At 43.5% G+C, this 19,063-nt stretch carries 9 protein-coding genes and 1 pseudogene; 1 reads left to right on the top strand and 9 read right to left on the bottom strand.

Annotated elements, in window-relative coordinates:
* Positions 1 to 62 precede the first annotated feature (62 nt).
* Positions 63 to 1,148 (top strand): PQQ-dependent sugar dehydrogenase, encoded by a 1,086-nt coding sequence (locus QWZ04_RS12260; protein WP_290328384.1) that lies wholly within the window; start codon positions 63 to 65, stop codon positions 1,146 to 1,148.
* Here the strand turns inward: QWZ04_RS12260 and QWZ04_RS12255 are convergent.
* The 9 genes and pseudogenes from QWZ04_RS12255 to tssH all read right to left on the bottom strand — a co-directional run.
* Positions 1,138 to 1,497: pseudogene (locus QWZ04_RS12255) on the bottom strand (NADH:flavin oxidoreductase); the annotation flags it as partial. The gene QWZ04_RS12260 and the pseudogene QWZ04_RS12255 overlap by 11 nt on opposite strands.
* A 147-nt stretch (positions 1,498 to 1,644) precedes the next feature.
* A complete protein-coding gene (locus tag QWZ04_RS12250; protein ID WP_290328382.1) occupies positions 1,645 to 6,399 on the bottom strand; it encodes an OmpA family protein in 4,755 nt (1,584 codons plus the stop codon).
* Positions 6,396 to 7,667 carry a TolB-like translocation protein gene (locus QWZ04_RS12245; protein WP_290328380.1) on the bottom strand — a complete coding sequence of 424 codons (1,272 nt, stop codon included), beginning with the start codon at positions 7,665 to 7,667 and terminating at the stop codon, positions 6,396 to 6,398. The genes QWZ04_RS12250 and QWZ04_RS12245 overlap by 4 nt, the downstream gene beginning before the upstream one ends.
* Position 7,668: 1 nt before the next feature.
* A complete protein-coding gene (locus QWZ04_RS12240; protein ID WP_290328378.1) occupies positions 7,669 to 12,693 on the bottom strand; it encodes an RHS repeat-associated core domain-containing protein in 5,025 nt (1,674 codons plus the stop codon).
* Between the two features lie 13 nt (positions 12,694 to 12,706).
* On the bottom strand, positions 12,707 to 13,618 hold the full coding sequence (locus tag QWZ04_RS12235) for a hypothetical protein (RefSeq protein WP_290328376.1): 912 nt from the start codon (positions 13,616 to 13,618) through the stop codon (positions 12,707 to 12,709).
* Positions 13,619 to 13,909, bottom strand: coding sequence for a PAAR domain-containing protein (locus QWZ04_RS12230; RefSeq protein ID WP_290328374.1), 291 nt, complete (start codon positions 13,907 to 13,909; stop codon positions 13,619 to 13,621). It abuts the gene before it with no gap.
* 15 nt (positions 13,910 to 13,924) lie between these two features.
* Positions 13,925 to 15,736, bottom strand: a complete 1,812-nt coding sequence (gene tssI, locus QWZ04_RS12225) for a type VI secretion system tip protein TssI/VgrG (RefSeq protein WP_290328372.1) — start codon at positions 15,734 to 15,736, stop codon at positions 13,925 to 13,927.
* 56 nt (positions 15,737 to 15,792) lie between these two features.
* The gene (locus tag QWZ04_RS12220; protein ID WP_290328370.1) at positions 15,793 to 16,272 is read right to left on the bottom strand and encodes an Hcp family type VI secretion system effector; all 480 of its coding nucleotides are present in this window, start codon (positions 16,270 to 16,272) and stop codon (positions 15,793 to 15,795) included.
* Between the two features lie 214 nt (positions 16,273 to 16,486).
* Positions 16,487 to 19,054 (bottom strand): type VI secretion system ATPase TssH, encoded by a 2,568-nt coding sequence (gene tssH / locus QWZ04_RS12215; RefSeq protein WP_290328368.1) that lies wholly within the window; start codon positions 19,052 to 19,054, stop codon positions 16,487 to 16,489.
* Positions 19,055 to 19,063: the final 9 nt, after the last annotated feature.

Below are 19,063 nucleotides of genomic sequence, written 5' to 3'. Positions count from 1 at the left end.
TCAGCATAACCAGCACTAACAGACTATGCTTGCAACAAGGCTCGGCAAACACAGGGAAAGTGATGCTAACACTACCGCAAATCAGCTTATTATTTATCTCTTGTCTTACTGTTAGTTCTGCACAAGCACTGCAAGCTAAAAAAATAGCCAGTGATTTAGATGCGCCGTGGGGCTTGGCTTACTCCACTAACAACACAATGCTTGTCACACAGAAAAGGGGCACGATTAAACAAGTTAACCTCACCACAGGCGAACAGCAATCCTTATTCAGCATTCCTGATGTTTGGGCCAATGGTCAAGGCGGACTACTTGATATTGCCATCTCTCCATTTGCCGAAAATACGCTGTACTTCACCTACAGTAAAAATGTAAATGGCGACGGGGTAACAACACTCGCCACCGCTCACTACCAAAACAATACCATCACAAACTGGCAAGATGTGTTGATCTCGCAATCACGTACCGACACCAGCCGACATTTTGGTAGCCGTATAACCTTTGACAAGGACAGCCTCTACTTTTCGATTGGAGATCGCGGCGAGCGAGAAAACGGCCAAGATACATTAACGCATGCCGGTTCGATTTTACGCCTGAACCCAGATGGCAGTGTGCCTAGTGATAATCCACACGTTGAAAACAATAAAGTTCTCGATGAGATTTGGAGTTATGGTCATCGCAACCCACAAGGGCTATTTTTTGATTCCAAAAGCCAGCAACTATGGTCTATTGAGCATGGACCTCGTGGTGGCGACGAGATCAACCTAATCATAAAGGGCGCGAACTATGGTTGGCCTGTGACCTCGCACGGAAAAGAGTATTGGGGTCCGATTCGCGTAGGTGAATCAGAAGAAAAACACGGCATAGAGTCACCGATTAAGGTCTATGTACCATCCATTGCCCCCAGCAGTTTGATTTTATACCGAGGTACTCAGTTCCCAGAGTTCAACGGTAAACTACTCGCTGGAGCGTTAAAGCTCACTCACATTAATGTTGTCACGCTTGAAGCAAGCCTAAACGGTGATAAAGCCGTGTTTGAAGAGCGCTTATTTGAAGATTTAAATGAGCGAATCAGAGACATCGAGACCTCCCCGAGCGGAGAGATCTACTTCATAACCGATAACGGCAATCTTTATCAGATCACGCGCTGATTTTTCGTCTCTTTTTGTAAACGACGCAGAAGTTGCCACGCTTTGTTCGGCACTTTGAACATCGCTCGCAATCCACGGGAGTTATGCTCCCGTCTTTCCAACGCTTAACTAACTGAGGCTCTCCTAATAAAGGGCGCGACAGGGCAAAATATTCAATACCCGTGGTTTGTGCAATTTGATCAATCGCTCCGATGTCACTTAAGCCGCCCACGGTTATTACAGGCACATCGACATCTGGGCTGATCACGTGGCCGTACTCTTGAAAATAACCCTCCTGTTGCAGAGTATGCCCATCAAAAGTTTGCCCAACCATGGTACTGGCCTTTCCGTGAATATTGCCCGAAATGACATTTCTTCAGTGCGTCCCTCAATTTTGTGCTTAATAATTCTAAAATGTACTATATCTACGTATATCAAATTGATGTCTTTGTAATCTCTGCACCTTCCCCACAATTTAGCGTACGGGTAATATGATACAATCAGTGTATCCCTCTTTTTAGTCCACCCAATCTGCAAGCATTTCTCGTCTCTTGGCCACCATACTTTCAAAGTGACCGTTGATGCTCATCCACGTCATCAGGTTTTCGTGGGGCCTAAACTTGCTCTCTCTATCCAGCTCTTTTAGCTTGAGTAATTCTTTTGCTGCCTCAACTTCGATTTCTTTGTCTAGCAACTGATACCATCGTTTTGGGGGGGCGGTAACGGCACAATTCATCAAGTGAATTTCATTGGTCTTCAAATCCCTTAAGCCAGAACCTTGGGGGCCATTAAGAACAACGTTAAACCGAACCCCTGTCATGGAAACCAAGTCAGTATATTTTGGACGAATCATTGGCCTTAGCCCATTGACCTTATGACCAAAAAAGTTGATGTATGATAATTCAACGACATTGGCAAATAATACGGTCTCTTGTTCATAACTAAAAGCACGCTCCAGTGCGAGTTTACGTAAATCGAGTGAACTGAGCTTTTCAATGTCTCGCTGTAGCCTTCGCACCGATCCTGGCAACTGCTGGACGTCATATTCTAGTGCCGTAAAGCTGAATGTATTGCCATCTTCTTTTACGCTCCCCAAACGGTAGACTGATTGAATATCACTTAATCCTCGATCTTCAGAAAAAAACCAATTCCCAGGTTCTTGAACAGCCGTATTCAGCGGAATGATATTTTTATCATATTCAAAATTCGCGAGTTTTTCTGGATCACACGGTTTTGAGCGTATGATCAAGGTTGCGCTAACATCTTCATTCCAGCTAAATCCATCAATCGCCCCAAGAAGACGTTTGGATTTAGACACTAATGGGTTACTTCTATCTAACCTTTTTGCAGTCTCATCGAACATCAATCCTTTCTGACCGATGTAAAAGCTCGCCTTTGCACCATCAAACACCTGAGGGAAAGTCGCCGCTGTATGATTACTTGGTGGCTTAAGAAAACTCTTTTCATAAAACAGGCCATCCGCTAACTGCCCTGGAGCTGTATTTTTAAAGTCTTTGGTAAATTCATACATCCGCGAAGGAGTAAGGGTGACGTTGAACCGTTTCTCAGTATTTGGTGCCCCACGATAATTACTCAACAGGTTGATGTCTTTCTCAGTCTTGCTCTGCCCAGGGACGTCTAGTTGCAGGTAATAGCGCAAATGTTTTGACCCACCTGACACATGGGATTTCTCCGATGTGTCGAACAAGCTTTTCATGACGGAATCCTCGTAATCTGCAATCGGGCGAATTCCGAAAATTCGAGTCGTACCAAAGAAGTAGCTGGGCTCTATGATCACGCCGAATCGAGAAGCTGACATGTCGTTGCCAAAGATGGCCTGTTGCTCTTCTTTACTAGCGAAATCCGATGGCTGAAGCGGCATCACGTACTCAAGATTACTTGACGCTTCTGAATCAAAAAACGTCCAGCTACCTTCATTAAAGCTGTTTAACATGACTTTTAATCGAACGGGTAACTGACCGACGACGTTACTCTGATCTTCAGCTCCAAGCCCTTCTTTAAGCACCACCACAACCCTTACCTGATCATACGGCGTTAACTGCCTTTTATTTTCTTTATAATATTGTTCGAAAGGGATCCAATCATCTCGCTTTGGTACTCTGCCGTTATGCTTATACGGACGCCGCACAAAGACGACACAACGTTCAAATACGCTATCATCTAAGTTTTGTGGAATGTCATCCGCCACTAATGCTCTAAAGTGTTCATCGGTTTGGCTTGCTCGGTAATGTATTGGGAAATACTTGCTATTCCTTGCTGCTTTACCTTGAATTAAGGCCGTTTTTTCATCTGTGATGACTTTTCTAAACACGGTTTGCCCGTAAGCAAACGCCATTTCAACAGACCCAGTTCCAATGGATTCGTATTCAGATCTTAAAGGACTATTTCTCTGCATCCAAACTTCGTCTAAATGCTCTGCCCCTAGCAGGGACATGTCCACTGACCATTCATCTTTTAAAATAAATTCGTCAATATATCCAAGGACATCAAGACTCTCAAAACTAAAAGAATCAAAGGAACTTTGGCGATCCATCAAGGTATGCTCTGAACCTGCTGCTACTCCTCGTTGCTTAATAAACTGATAACTTTTAATAAGCCTAATCAAACCATTCAGAGCCATCATTCGCTTCATGTAGGCTTTTAAATGAACTTGCACGGCTTCTCGCGTATCTGACTGTGCCAGATAGCTACTAATGATCATGATGTCTTTATAACGGAGGGCTTCGAGTTGCTTCATCGCTTTATAACTGTTGGAGGTTGACTGCAATAAGTCGACCATCTGGTTGGCGAGTTCCAACCCTTCCTTAGCGGCAGCAATGGCTTTTACTGGTGGGAAAAAGGCACCAACACCAATTAACGCGGCATTCACAACAGAGTCCAACATTTTTACCGTGTTGTCATTGACCCCGATGTCTTTCAAGATTTTTTCTTTCGCGGCCTTCTCGACCAAGTACAAACCAGAACGGCAAGGCGGGTACTCAATCGCTTTACTGAAACTGAGTAGAATTTCAACTCGGCGGTTATGTTCGCGCTGTTCTTTAGTCTCGTTACCATTCTCAGGCAAAGGATCAGAAAACCCTTTAGCTACAACTCGTAGCATCGGTGTCCAAATATCTCGTTCATTCTCGCTTACCTGTTCTAAGTTAGCGAGTATCGCCTCTTTAACGGCTTCGGCTCGTCGCTTAGAAAGCTTTAGGTTATACCGCTCTGAACCGGTAGAACAAGTGTGCCCTGTAATGACGATTTCAAATGGAGAAGAGCTTAGCTTACTCAATTCATCCGCCAGCACTTTGTAAACAACGCCATCCTGGATATTTGATGAATCGAAATCGAACAAGGTGGCACTCAAGCGAAGGCGTGTATCCAAGACATCTTGCTGCGTTGTAAGCGTCGACTTATTAGGTTGTACGACAAGCAAATTATTCAGCTTTTGCTTAAGAGATAAAACAGCCGCTTTATAGGTCTCGTTACCCTCTTGCTGCATTTGTATCAACTGTTCGCGTCGAACGGATGCCGATTGCATTCCATAGTGAAAGACTTGCTGAATTAAATCGCCATCGGCTTTTTTCTGCTTGTCTACACTGCTATGAAGGGCTCCAGAATTATAAGCAACTTCTGCGAAAGACAATGGCTTATCGAGCAAAAAAGTGCCGAGCTTTCCGACACCACGTAACAATGGATCGAAAGAGCTGGATGTGTTTTGCAGTAAGGTGCTTTCTGGGAACAGATTAACCAGAGCCATTATTGCAGTGGTATGAGTTGGCAGACTTTCACCAAAAGCAAGAACTTGACCTAACCGGTTTGATACGCGGTGCGCCCCTCTTGTTAGCCAAGTGTCATAGTCCTCATGCAAATCTCCCAAAGTACTCATAAACTTGGCCGAGGCCCTGGTAACACCTGCGGCTTTTTGGGCGTTGAGGCCTATGTCGCTTATTGATTCATCGTGCTCACTCGTAACATATGAAGTTGCTGCAGCCATCACTTTGCCTAACGTTATCCAAGATATTCCTTTCTCGAGTGCGCCAGAACCGGCTTCTAATAAGCCTTTTTGATGTTGAATCACACTCCAAGTCTGCTCTGGGAGAGAGGTGCTAAGCTGTTTATTTAACGCCAGTTTGGCAGGCAGTTCAAAGGGTTGCTTTGCCATATCAGCAATTAAGTGCGGATAAAACTGTGGCACATGGTTAATCAATGCTTCTTCTACACTGATTGGATCGCCGTTAATCAAGCAGCAACGGCCCGAGGGAGTATTAATAGGAAGATTTAGTATGTTTTCTTTTAAGCTGTATGCTTTGGGGATACCTTTATTTTCTATTTCATCATGTTGATGGTCATTTTCAATTTTATACAAATTAATATCAATGCGGGAACTTTTCGCTACAGTAACTTGGCTTAAGACCTCGACCGACTCAATCCAAAAAGTTGCAATATATGCATATTCATCATAAGTGTTCGAGCCCTTGTTTTTGTCGCTAAAGTACTTATATTCCACCTCCTGAACTTTAGATACAGGATGCTGCAACTCTGACGAGTCCTCTGTACCAGTAATCATAATATGCTCGGGAACGTCACTTAATGTCACCTCCGCACCCAAATACACTTTCGATGAGAATATAACTTGAATGGTGTAAAACTGCGGAACCTCTACTGTATAAATAGTATTGTGCTGATTTTGGTTAAACCAATCCGTATAGTTTTTGAAGTATGTATCTTCTGCCAAGCTAGTTTCGTTACGAGGTGCCAAACACTCATTTTTTACTGATCTCTTTTGCATTGGCATGTCAAAAACACAATCAAACTCATCATCTTTATTTTTAAGAACACTTAACGCCTTATAGTCTAAAGAAGTATAGAGCATGTCTAACCAGCCTTTTTCCTCGAGTCCTTTTTTCGCGATATGCCCAATCTGACTCAGTGGCACCAAGTAACTTGGAAAGAACAGTACTTTTTTCAAGACGCCAAAATAATCGGTATTTGTATGTTCTATAGGGCAAAATCCAGCGGCTGCTCTGACTAACTTGCCACTCCCACCTTCATCTTCGCTTAAAATGGTTAGCGCACCATTTTGATCGCTTATCGCTATGGGGTATAGACCCTTATTCTCTGTCTTGATTTGCTTATCTTCATCGCCTAAACCTGGAGCAATAAAGGTTTCATGTGGCAATGGAAAGCTAGGGCTAACAGGGACACCGTCTTTATTATGTAAACGTCCCATTAGGTAGAGTTTTCTTATATCTGTGTTCGAACTCACGATTTATTCCTCTTCCCTGTCAATTTTTTTTCCCGCTCTTTAAGTTGCCTCTGTAACGATTCATCGTATTGCTCTTGAGTTGGGATCGTAGGGAAAAAGGGCCTTAAGTCATAGTTGGCAAAGTCTTTGGCTATTTTAGGTGGGATGAAGTAGTTCAATTTATTTAGCTGATAATATCCTGATGACCTATCTGCCGTTATAAAGACATAATGATATTTCAACCTATCAAACATGCCGGGCTCATCTTGTTGGCGAAAGCGTAGTAGTGCATGACCAAATCGCTCGGCATACCATTTTTGTTTTTGAAGTATTACTCTCATCTCATAAGGTGCTTCTTCAACTACCTTAGACGGATCGATAAAAGAGTAAATATCATTGTATTTATGTGAGACACCTTTAACTCGATTTTTCCCTTTATTACTACAGACAAAATAGTTAGATACAGGATTTCTACCGAATCCAGTCTGACAGTCTTCAGATAAATAACTTTGCTTTCCAATTAGTGACATGTCTGACAATTTAAAAACCAATTGCGCAATCTGAATTACTTCTCCACGATTATCTTTAGGTGAGACAGTCCAAATAAAACGATCATTTTTTTCATCTAACGCAAAACCTCTCTGGTGTCGTTTAGGATAAAACACTTCGTTTCCAACATGTATTGGGCCATCAAAAACATAGGATTTTTTCCTTGTTTCCAAGTCTATTTTTTGAACCTGTCTAGACTCTGTGAAATAAAATTGCTCACTGTCTTGCGTAAAGGTTGCCGAAAAACACGAATCTACCTTAGCGACAACTTCCCGCATTTTAAGATCGTATACAGCGCAAGATTGCGCCACGCTGGCGTAATAATTTAGAGCCAGATAACGCCCATTCGGCGAGCGCTGGGTAAACCCTCGATATGGCAACTCTCCCAGTTCATCCCGATGTAACAGCTGCCGTACATCGGTGCCATTTAAGTTCATTGTATATACGGTGGCGTCACGGCCATAAGTAAACATTACCTGCGGTTGATCATGCTTGGCATCCCATACTTCTATAATTGGGGTTTCTGGGATTTTTAATAATAATGTCCAACTAGGCGGTTTACTCAAAAAATCGTCTCGGTTTGCTTTGGTTCCATAGTCTCTAAACTCATGATTATAGACGATATAATCAAGCCGCTTTTGATAGACAAGGTCGACTTCTGGTTCAGGCTCTCCGCAACCGGTAAGCCCTGCTATCACTAAACCCGAGGCCATGCCGAGAATTATCCGTATCTTTTTCATTTTATTGGTCACTAAAAATTAATTGAGTCATCATATCCAGCACGTCATGTTGCTGTTGCCTGATACGTTTCGTTTCTTTATCCACTTCCTGAAGCTGGTGAGGCTCTCCAGTCGGTAGTTCTGCAGGTTTGGCTGTCACATCTTGATAGGTCATCCCTTCAAACAACACCATCGCACTGTCGTTACCCTCGACATTGGCCAGTATCAAAGTGAACACACCTTGGGGCGGTAAATTTAGGAACAGTGCGCTAATAAAGCCCTGCTGTACGTTGTGTTCAAAAGGTTCACAAGCGCTCCAATCGCTTTCTGAGTCTTCCATAATCGCGACGGCGCCTTGATAACGACTGCTTATTTCATCATCAGGTTGTTCACCTAATGTGCCCTCCTCGTAACTCACTTCTAGCCGTACTACGAGGCCCGAGTTATGCCCGTCAACATAAGCCACCACGGTATTGCTTGCATCAAAGCTTCGCACTGGCGCGCTTTCGTCTGATAGCCATGGCATGTCATTTTCGTTAAGGGAATGAACAACGGCAGCTTCTACATCACTGGTATGTTGCTGCGCTTTAAATATTTGGCTTTCGCTGTAACTCGTTAATTCATTTAATGTGACGCACTCTTTATCCAACTTACTCACATCAGACTCTAGCGTTTCTATTTGCTGCCATGTCTTTTGCTTCGGAGCAAAGTCGAGCTTAATACTGTGCTCTCCTTGCTGAATTTGGCCGTTAATTTTGTACGGTATCCACAACTGCGATAACCGTGTGCCTTCTGCCTTACGTGGTTCTACCGTATGGGCTGGTGATTTTTCATCGCTTCCTTCATCTTGATGATTTGCTTGTTGGCTTTTTTGTTTTTGGGCTTTTTGTCTATGGCCTTCTACATCGATGTCTCGGTATTCGCCTGAAGCCGTGACTTCTAACTCACGCCACAACTTATTTTTCCAATAAACGTATAAGTAGCCACTTTTTAGCTCTGCGGCGTAGTTTTTGTCTTGTTTTTCATCCAAGTACGCAAGCGGCCTTACAGGAACCAACACCGTATCCCACTCCGGCTTCTTAATTGCAAATTCAACTGGTTGAATATTCTCAGCCAGTGTAAGTTCAAGAGGCTCAGATTGACCACGCATAGGTATGGTTAGGATGAGGTTTTTTGGAGTCGGTTCTAGTTCTTCGAATTCAACGAGGCAACGATGGGTGAATTCATCGTCTTTCTTAGGCTTTCTGGTTAGCTTACTTTCGCTGCTACTTTCTTTATTGGAAGGAACCAGCATTAGGCTTGCAGGAGTACTCGGCCATTGGCCTGCAAGCTCTACGACAACCTTGTATTCGGGAGGTAGCTCCACAGGTTTACGAGCTTGCTTTTTGATAGGCGGCATCGCGCGAACTGGGGCTTTCTTAATGGCTGGCACTTGCACTACGTCATCTTGCTGTTTCGCGCCATTGCCACCAAGACGAGCGGTTGGATTATGTACCTTATTGACGGGTGCTAGCTTTTCTCCGACCAAGGCATTAATTAAAGCCTTTTCTGGCTCGGTGTCATTCTTGCCCGCAACAACGGTTGGGGTCTCGCAACACAAGCCCGTAGGATCAACCCAATTAATAGGGTTGGGCGCGTATTGATAAGGGTTAATCCCCCCTAAGATCCCAATCGGATCGGGTTGAATGAATCGCCCTGCGAGAGGGTCGTAATAACGCGCTAAGTTATAATGTAGCTTCGACTCTGCGTCGAAATATTGGCCTTGAAAACGCAGTGGGTTGTCGATGGTTTCAATTTCAACATGAGCAAGCCCCATTGCAGTGTAACTCGCTTGCCATACAGTAAGACCACACCTGTCTACCAAACGAACGGGCGTGCCGATATGATCGTTTTGATAAAAATAACATTGCCCACTGTCCACCAGCATAAGAGGAGAAAATGAATCGGGGTGATATACATACCAGCGACACTTACCCTTGGTTATTTCTCCTATCAGCTTACTGCCCTGCCAAATAAATTCGGTTATGCCAAACTCGGTGACTTTTTTGCAGCGACGTCCTAGTGCATCGTAATGATAGTGGCTAAGCTTGCCGTTGTGGTTAACGTGTACGAGTTGATTTAATGCGTTGAATTCTCGGTTTTGCCGCGCGTCATCAGACTGAAATACGATCTGATTGCCTTGCTCATCATACTGGTAATGATGCTGGCCGAGGTTAAGCAACATATCGCCATTTAGCTCTACACCTTCTCCTTGAGGGTTACCGAAGCTCCCCAAGCTAAACCGCTCTGTATCATCCAGCGTCTTTACTCTGGTTAGTTGGTTAAGCTCATCATAGTGATATTGATGATGCCCAAGTTCGCTATCAACAATACTGACTAGGTTATGCTTGGCATCAAAACGACAGTCTCGCGTACGCGTTTGCCACTGCTGGCACTTTAACCGTCCAATACCGTCAAAATGACGTTGCTCTGTTTGATTATTACCATAGAGAAGATGATCTACCCGTCCCATGTCATCATATGACAATTGAACATCCGGCAGGGAAACAGCAGCACGAGGATCGCAGATGAATTGTACACTGGCTAACTGCCCATATTGGGTATAGGAGAATTCAAATCCATCACCATTAGGTAACCACAAAGTTTGGCTAACACCGTGATTAACGTATTGGTATTGCAGGCCGAAGTCACCTTGCCACTCTCTTGCTAGGCGTCCGTTGTCTTGGTATTCGTATTGTAATGTTCGTGATTCATTAGCAGCAGTAAGCAGCTTACCGGCAAGGCTATGATGATAATGACTTTCTTGATAATGCTCTTGGCTGTAAGCGCGTAAAACCGAGATGTCGCTGTGGACGTTATAGTCCACTTTTAGCGTTCGTGAAGCCGAGCTTAACTCCATTAACTGGCCATTGCCGTCATAATGATAATGTTGGCTTACCCGATTAAAACTCTGTGTACTTTCAAGTAAGCCGTCACTAGTCTGCGTGAATAGATGCGTTAAGCCATCACTTCTTTCGATTGACGTGACATTACGCTCGCCGTCATAACTAAAGGTCAGTTGGCTTCCATCATTTCGTTCTAATACTGCGGGCTGAGATAAACCCGCCCACTCAAAATTAGTGATACCTGAGGGCGTAATGAGCATGGCTAATCGCCCGCTTTCATCGTAGCTGTAACGATGCTCGCGGCCAATGCTTGGTTCTTTCGGATGATAATGGGCTACTCGGCTAAGCTGCCCATATTGATTACGCTCGAAAGCCGTGATCATGCCATTTGAATAAGCCACCCCATTAAGGTGTTGTTGACGGTTGTAGCTATACCGAATCAAGGCTTGGTTATGCTTGCTAGCCTGCAAACGGTTGTGACTATTCCACCACCACTGCTCAGTTTCACCATGGCTGCCTTGCGCACGGATCATACGTCCGCATTTGTCATATTGATACGAAATGGCGGGCTGATATTCAAAACAGGCATCCACGGTTTCTGATTGAAACACTAACTGCCCTAGGCTATTGAAATTCTGCGATACGGCTTCGCCATCGGCGTTGATGATTAACGTTCTTTGTCCAAGATGGTTGTACTGATATTGCTCTATTGCACCACTGGAATGTTGCGTCGAAATCAGCTGACCAAACTCATTATAAAAATATTCAATGGACGCACCTTGCGGTAAGTTCGCTTGAGATAGTCGGCCAGTTTCATCGTATACCCAATGCCAAACGCGCCCTTCTGGTGACGTTTTCTTGCGTAACTTGCCCTGTGAGTCATGTTCAAAGTGCCATTGATTACCTAAGGTATTGGTATAGCTGGAGACATTGTCATCAAATTGGAAGTGATAATCGTAAGTCGCGTTATCACCGTAATTTCGAATGCATTGGGCTTCTTGCGCGTCACCTTTCCATTCGAAATAATGGCTAAATCCACTGGCTTTCTTCCGCTTCAATAACAAGTTATTCAAGCTGTATTGATAAGACTCACTTAAACCAAAACGATCGGATACTTCTACTAGCTGGCGATGGCTATTCTGTTGGTAGTTAGTCAGCATTACGTCCGTAAATGCGCAGCGTAACCCGAGCAAGCGGCCATCTCTATCGTATTGGCAACGAACAACCAAGGCTCCATTGGCGTCAATTTCAATCAAGCGCCCATTAGGTGAGTACCTTAAATCATATTGTTGGAAGCTCGGTTCGCGTATCTGACATAATCGCCAAACGTCATTTAATACTTGAAATTTGTACTGAACCCCAGAACTCAGGGTGATCACTCTGTAGCCATTTTCATGATATAGGCAACTGGCACCAACATAACTTTGATGGCTCACCGCCCCAATACCTACTGGCTGAAAGTGGATTTCATCTCCCATGTCATCAACAAAGCACCAAGCGATAACGTTATGGTTTTCATCGTATTGATCATGAAGCTCAAAGCAGAAACTGTGTCGCCAACCGAATCCCATACCTATATCTTGCAAGCATAAAGAAGAGCGGTAGTTTCGCAGCCAAGCCGTGCCGGAGCCATCGCTCCAATCTTCAATTGAAAGTAACTCTTCTCCTGTCACCATCGAGACTGGGTCGCCTGCAGTTTGGTGATGTTTGGCACTGTCTTTGACTGGATCTTCCTGCACTGTATCTTGTGAAGGCGATGGCGTTTTTTGACCATTCGAGTGCGCAGTTGGCGTGCTATCACTTTGTACACTCGTGACTTCTACGGTTTCGTACTCTTTAGAACTTAAGGAAATCGAACCCGACGAGATATAACAAAACACCTGTTCTTGATGAAGGGCTTTTGCGAGGTTTTTAACCTGGTGGCGGTGAACCGATAGTGGCAACTGACTTGTTGGAACTTGACCATCGCCTAAAAAACGAGATAGCTCGTACAACAATGAACTGTTTTCAGTGGTAAACGAGTCAAATAGGAATTTAGTAAATGCCAAGGCCTCAAATTCGCTGCTGAAATTACGTCGTTTACCTTGTCCCATTTTTTCAGCACTGAATGAATAGACATCATCGCCACAACGCTTAATTTTAACTGCGCTTTGCTTAATCATTTTTCATATCTCTTTAATCGCACCAATTAAAAACTGCAGCACTCAAATGTGCATTATCAGCAATATCCATTTGTAAGCAGTAATGCTCGTTATTTTGTGATTTGCTTAGTGCATTCATTATTTTAAGTGTTTTAAACAAAGCGAGATTCACACCCAAATCACCTACTTGGTATTCAGTAAAGTGGTGATGAGTCTGGGTATTAATGTTGTTGTGCAAAAAATGGAATTCGTGAATCCAATCATTTTCTACGTCGTCAGTTCGAGCCATCGGTAACCAAAGCGATTCATAAACATGAGGAACAGATTGAATACTGGCTCGAAATAGAAATCGAACGCACTCTTGCGTGCTCTTTCCACCCACAGCCGCATCCATTTGAGTCCATACAGGGTTAAGGCCTCTGCTGTGACTGGTCGCTTTAAGGACAAATAATGAATCAACACAGGCAACCATCTGCGTTATGCAGGTGTCCTGCTGACAAAAAGCCAAGGCTGTATCCAAGCCAATAACCCAAACGCCTTGTTCAAGGTGTTGATTTGCCAACGATTCAATTTTTCTTAATGCCATAAGAAATGAAGCATGTCCGTACGGGTAAATCAGCGCCAGTGAGCCGCCTTGCATTGGTAAAAATGCTTGCTTTAATGCATTAACCACGGACGCAGTGTTTTTCTGACCGTCCATTTCTGGCAATAACACAACGCACGCAGCCTGCTCGGTAATGGCTTGTAATGCTTGCGTTTGATCTTCTATGATGGATATTAAACGATCACTTAATGAACAAGACTGAGCTTCAATCATTCGTGAAGTGGGGGCCTGCACATAGTCTGTGTTTTCCCAAGTCATCTGAAGTTCGTCTTGTTGTACCAAGTAAGATTCGAGGCAATGGTTGCCACTGCGCAATATTTTGGGCTGAAAAAGTAACGGCATTTATCCACCTATCACCACGGTTCCAACACCCGATGTAATCACGCCACCATGCTGTGAACTGTCGCCCATTCGAGCCGCCGCTTTTCCGTTAATGCTTACGCTCGACGATCCAGAGGCGATCTTGTCTGGTGGTCCACTGCAGACCATCATGTCGCCCTCTCTTGCTGCTGGCATTCCACCAATGAATACATTGCCCGAGCCTGCTGCAACGGGACCACCTACATGTGGGGTTTTTCCATTCCACTGAGGACAAGAATGAGCGCTGCCAATAACTGCTGCGGGTTTTGCCATGTCTATACCTAACCCTTAATTAAGTGCGATCTTGCCAGCTTTAAGATTGATGGCGGAACCATTGATAGCAATTTCATTGCCTTTGATATCGATACTGCCTGAACTCGACATAGTGATGGATGCGCCTCCAACTTTTATTTCAATACTTTTGCCAGCCGAAAGGCTTAACACTTCACCAATATCCATACTCAAGTTCTTACCTATTTTGGCAATTTGATTGTTATTGGTTGTCTCGACTTTATCTTTTTCGACCAGAGAGATAGAGGACTCTTCAACCACAGATTGAAAGGTTTTTTCGGCATGAAGATACACCAACTCTTTACCCGGCTTATCGTCAAAGCGCAGTTCATTAAAGTTGGCGGCTTGCCCCTGAACGGTACGGGTCTTAATGCCACTTTGTGATTTGTTGTCTGGCAGCGAATAGGGGGTGCTATTCGCACCGTTGTACAGGCAGCCCATGACGATAGGTTGGTCAGGGTCACCGTTAACAAATTCAACAATGACTTCTTGCCCGACTCGTGGATGAAAAACACTGCCCCAACCATTTCCGGCACTTTGTTGAGCAACACGAATCCAACACGAACTTTCTGCGTCTTTTTTACCTTCGCGATCCCAGTGAAATTGAACCTTAATACGTCCAAATTTATCAACGTACACTTCACCTTGACTCGAGCCCGTTACTAGTGCCGTTTGTATTCCAGCAATTTGGGGTTTATTGACCGTTAATGACGGTCTAAATGGTTTATTGGCATCCACACAACTGAACTGAATATCCACTCCTTGCTCAGCGGAACCATCAACACCGGTTTGATTAAAAACCGAAGCTTGAATGGATACATGCGTCAAAACGTATTTTTTGCTAACAAACGATTTATCTTCATGTTGTTCAAATTTGAATGTTCTGCCAATTGAGAAGCTACGACAACTGGCATCACCACTAAAGAAATGGTCGTCTCGTTGCAATGATTCCAAGGTATGTCTATTTTTGCAAGCATATTGATCACTGGTTGCTTCTTCACCTAAGAATTCATAATGCTCACTGAGAGGAGGACTGTAAGACGCAGCATTACCCGTGAGAACATGATTGGGGTAGCTTTCCGGCTTTCTCATATCAAAACCTGAAAGGCAGCTAGATTTAGGAATCATATTTTGGCTTTCGTGCCACGAAGATATATGAGCTTTATCATTACTTCCGCTAGAGTAGCTAACTCGGTTTTCTATATTTGGTTTATAAAAGCTAACGTCATCAAAAAGTACTAATTTATGACTAGACTTTGAATGCTTGAAACAATAACTAACGCCTTCCTCTGACAATAACCTCAATACAAATTCTAAATTCGTTTCATTATATTGAACTTTAAAATCATATTTTTGGTAGCCTTTCGTTAAGTTAATTCCAAAATCAATTTCATGTTCAGAAAACAATAAAGAAACAATTTCTTTAACGTCTTTTTTTTGATACACACGATTATTTTTTCGGAAGGCACAAAATGACAACTTAGGTTGAATGGTCAGTTCGATATTTTTATAGTTTTCTCCGCCACCGCTAACCGTTACTCGACTACCGAGTATACGAGCACTCGTGACAATACCATGAAAATATCTTGGTTCACTCGCAACCAAAGAATGGCTATCCATAGAAATCACTGCGGGCTTGCCAATCACTTGGTTAAGTTCACCTTGGGTGCCGTTAAAATACGCATGAGCTTGCAATGAAAAAAGCTCTGATAACGCTTCATAATACTGAAAGTTATTCAGAATAATTGAGTCGTAACCAAAAGCAGTGGTGATTTTAATAAAACTATTGTTTTGCGTGGCTTTTTTCATGACTTACTACTTAAAAGTATTAGATAATGCGGGGCAAGATACCCCGCAAGAATTGATTACATCTGCTGGCCTTTAACGCCACTGTAACCGTAAACAAGAGGAGCAACAGTGTTGTTCTTATCGTCGGTAGGAGTCACTGTCATCATCATTTCTGTATAAGAGATAGTGATCGTTTCTACAGGGCGGTCGTCTTGGATAGACACGGCATAGTTTGAAATCATGGCATCGGTCAGTTCGATTTTCATAATTTCTTCTACTTTTTCACCTTGTTTGGTGATATGGAATACCGCAGGTTTCCCTTTACCAATCGTTGCTTCTTTGAACAAATCCGGAGAGGCTCTGTCTTGAAGCTTAGTGATTGTTAAGTCATAAAGGCGCGTTGAACTCGCTTCACGATCTTGAGCGGTACCAGTATATGAACTAATTTCACGGCCAACACTCCAATCGACTGATAAAAGAGTAATTAGGTCTTTATACTGCTCTGCTGTTGCTTCACCTTTAATATCTGCATATTTTAGGTATGTATTTGCCTGCATGCTAATCTCCTGTAGCATTAATAATTACAACTCATGGATATGAGTAAGTATTGGACTCTATTGAAAACAGAGACCATTAATAACAAAGTTATAAATTGAAATAATTCAACTTGCTTTTTTATACGCTATCTAATTGTCAATTTCATTGTATTATTGGTTAATAAATTGAAATTTTGAATTGCACCGCATTAGTTTAATAATAAAAAATGTAACGTTACTCTACATTGATAGATATAACATTTTCATTATTATCAACAGTAATGCAATTAACAAGCGTATCATTAAATACAGATTCTAATACTGACGATGATATTTTTGGTAACAATGAATTCTGAATAATAGTTTGAATCGCTCGTGCTCCACTTCCATCTTCATTACATTGATTTACTAGGTTCTCAATCAGATTTTCAGAATATAAAAATTCAGCTTGATAATGTTCGATTAAACGGTTCGATATTTTATTTAACTGTATCTCCGCAATCGTTTTTAATAGCTCTCGATCTAATGGAAGGTATGGGATAACGTTAACCCGGCCTAAAAAGGCAGGTTTAAATGCATCAAGCAAATCGTCTCTCAACGCTTCTTTCAGGCCATCAACGTCCGGAGCTAGCTGTGGGTCTTGGTAAAGCGCCATCGTAGTGTCTGTGCCTACGTTGGATGTCATGATAATGATGGTATTGCGAAAGTCGATATCTCTTCCTTCACCATCTTTGATGCTCCCTTTATCGAACACTTGGTAAAAAATATCCTGTACGCCTGGGTGAGCTTTCTCCATTTCATCTAGCAATATCACACTATACGGCTTTCGTCTGACCGCCTCGGTTAAGACGCCACCCTCACCATACCCAACATAGCCAGGAGGGGACCCAAGTAACAAAGACACTTTATGTTCTTCTTTAAACTCCGACATATTAATAACGGTAACGTTATCTTCACTGCCATAAACCTGTTCGGCAATCGCTAACGCCGACTCGGTTTTCCCCACACCACTTGGGCCCGTTAAAAAGAAGATCCCGTTCGGCTTACGTTCTTCATTTAACTGAGCTCGTGCGGTAATGATCACTTGAGACATAGTATCCAACGCATGATCTTGGCCGATGACTCTCTCGCAAAGTTTTTCTTTAAGCGACAATAAACTTTTTATTTCATTATTTTGCAATTTACCCAATGGAATGCCCGTCCAGTCCGATACGATTTCGGAAACTAGAGCCTCATTCACATAAGAAAAAACCATTGGCGTGACATTTTCCGCTAGGGTCGCTTCCAATTCGACAAGGCGAAGACGAGCATCTGGCTGCTTGCCATTCAATACACTGTCTTTAAGTTGATTTGATTCTTCAACTAACTGTTTTTCTTTTTGCCAAGTTTCATTTAGCGAAGCGATCTCTTTCTCTAGAATTTGGGTTTCTTCGGTCAATTGTTTTATCGTACTTTCATGGTTCCCCCCTAAAGCTTGCTCCTTTTCTAATTGAGATATTTGAGCCTTTCTTTGTTGTTGAACCCTTTGCTGTATGTCGAGTTGACCCGGCGTACTCGCTTGACTCAAAGCAACCCTTGAACATGCTGTATCCAGCACGGATACGGCTTTATCCGGCAACTGCCGCCCTTGAATGTAACGGCCAGAAAGCGACACCGCCGCTTTCAACGCTTCATTTGTAATATGAACACCATGATGCTTTTCTAATACCGGCACCAGCCCGCGTAGCATTTCTATCGCGAGATCCGGTGTAGGCTCTTCGATTTGAACAACTTGGAAGCGTCGGGTTAATGCGGCATCTTTTTCAACATATTTTTTGTACTCAGCCCAAGTCGTGGCGGCAATGGTTCTCAGTTCACCGCGAGCGAGAGCTGGCTTTAAAATATTCGCGGTATCACCTTGACCTGCTTGACCTCCACTGCCAATCAGGCCATGAGCTTCATCAATAAACATAATGATCGGCGTTGGTGATTCATTGACTTCTTTGATGACCGACTTTAAGCGGTTTTCAAATTCCCCTTTCATGCCCGCCCCTGCTTGCAACAGCGCCAAATCAAGAGACCGAATAGCAACACCGTTTAACGCTGGAGGTACATCGTCAGCCACAACTTTTAGTGCTAAGCCTTCCACTACCGCCGTTTTTCCGACACCCGCCTCTCCAGTCAAAATAGGGTTGTTTTGCCTACGGCGCATTAAAATATCGATCATCAAGCGGATCTCACTATCTCGACCAACCACTGGGTCAATACGCCCTTGCCGTGCTTGTTCGGTCAGATCTACGGTGAATTGGTCAAGAGCTTGAGTCGAAAGTGGGGGGCTTATTTGCTCGCTTGAGTGAGCTCGATTCTCCGATTGCCAAAAGAGCTTTAGTCCATCTGCCGACAACTTTGCTAGTTCGTCACCAAATACGTTCGATACTGCAAATAGCGTATCGTCATTAATAACCGCGTAAATGAGATGAACCGTGTCAATGTTGTTATCTGAAAACTCGATGCTAGACGCTATCCACGCGCCCTTCAGCAAACTGACGGTGTGTCCAGAAAGGCCGGGAACGGACTGACACCCCGTTTTCATTTTTTCTAAGCTGTGTTGTACATCGACCTCCAACTGAGCCAGGTTGAGATCGAAGTGCCCAGCCAACAATTTCAGGGTGTCGCTCTGCTGCTTAATAATACTGAGCAACCAGTGGCTCATTTCAATACTGTGATGGCTGCGACTGCTCGCCAATGCTGCGGCCTGCTCCAGTGAGCTTCTGGCCTCTGGTGTAAGCCTTTCAACTAACGCCGTTAATGATAGTGATGTCATTCAATTCCC

Origin of the sequence: Vibrio tapetis subsp. quintayensis (genome assembly GCF_030409945.1) — a bacterium.
Lineage (GTDB): Bacteria > Pseudomonadota > Gammaproteobacteria > Enterobacterales > Vibrionaceae > Vibrio > Vibrio quintayensis.
This window is presented reverse-complemented; position numbering and strand designations above follow the sequence as displayed.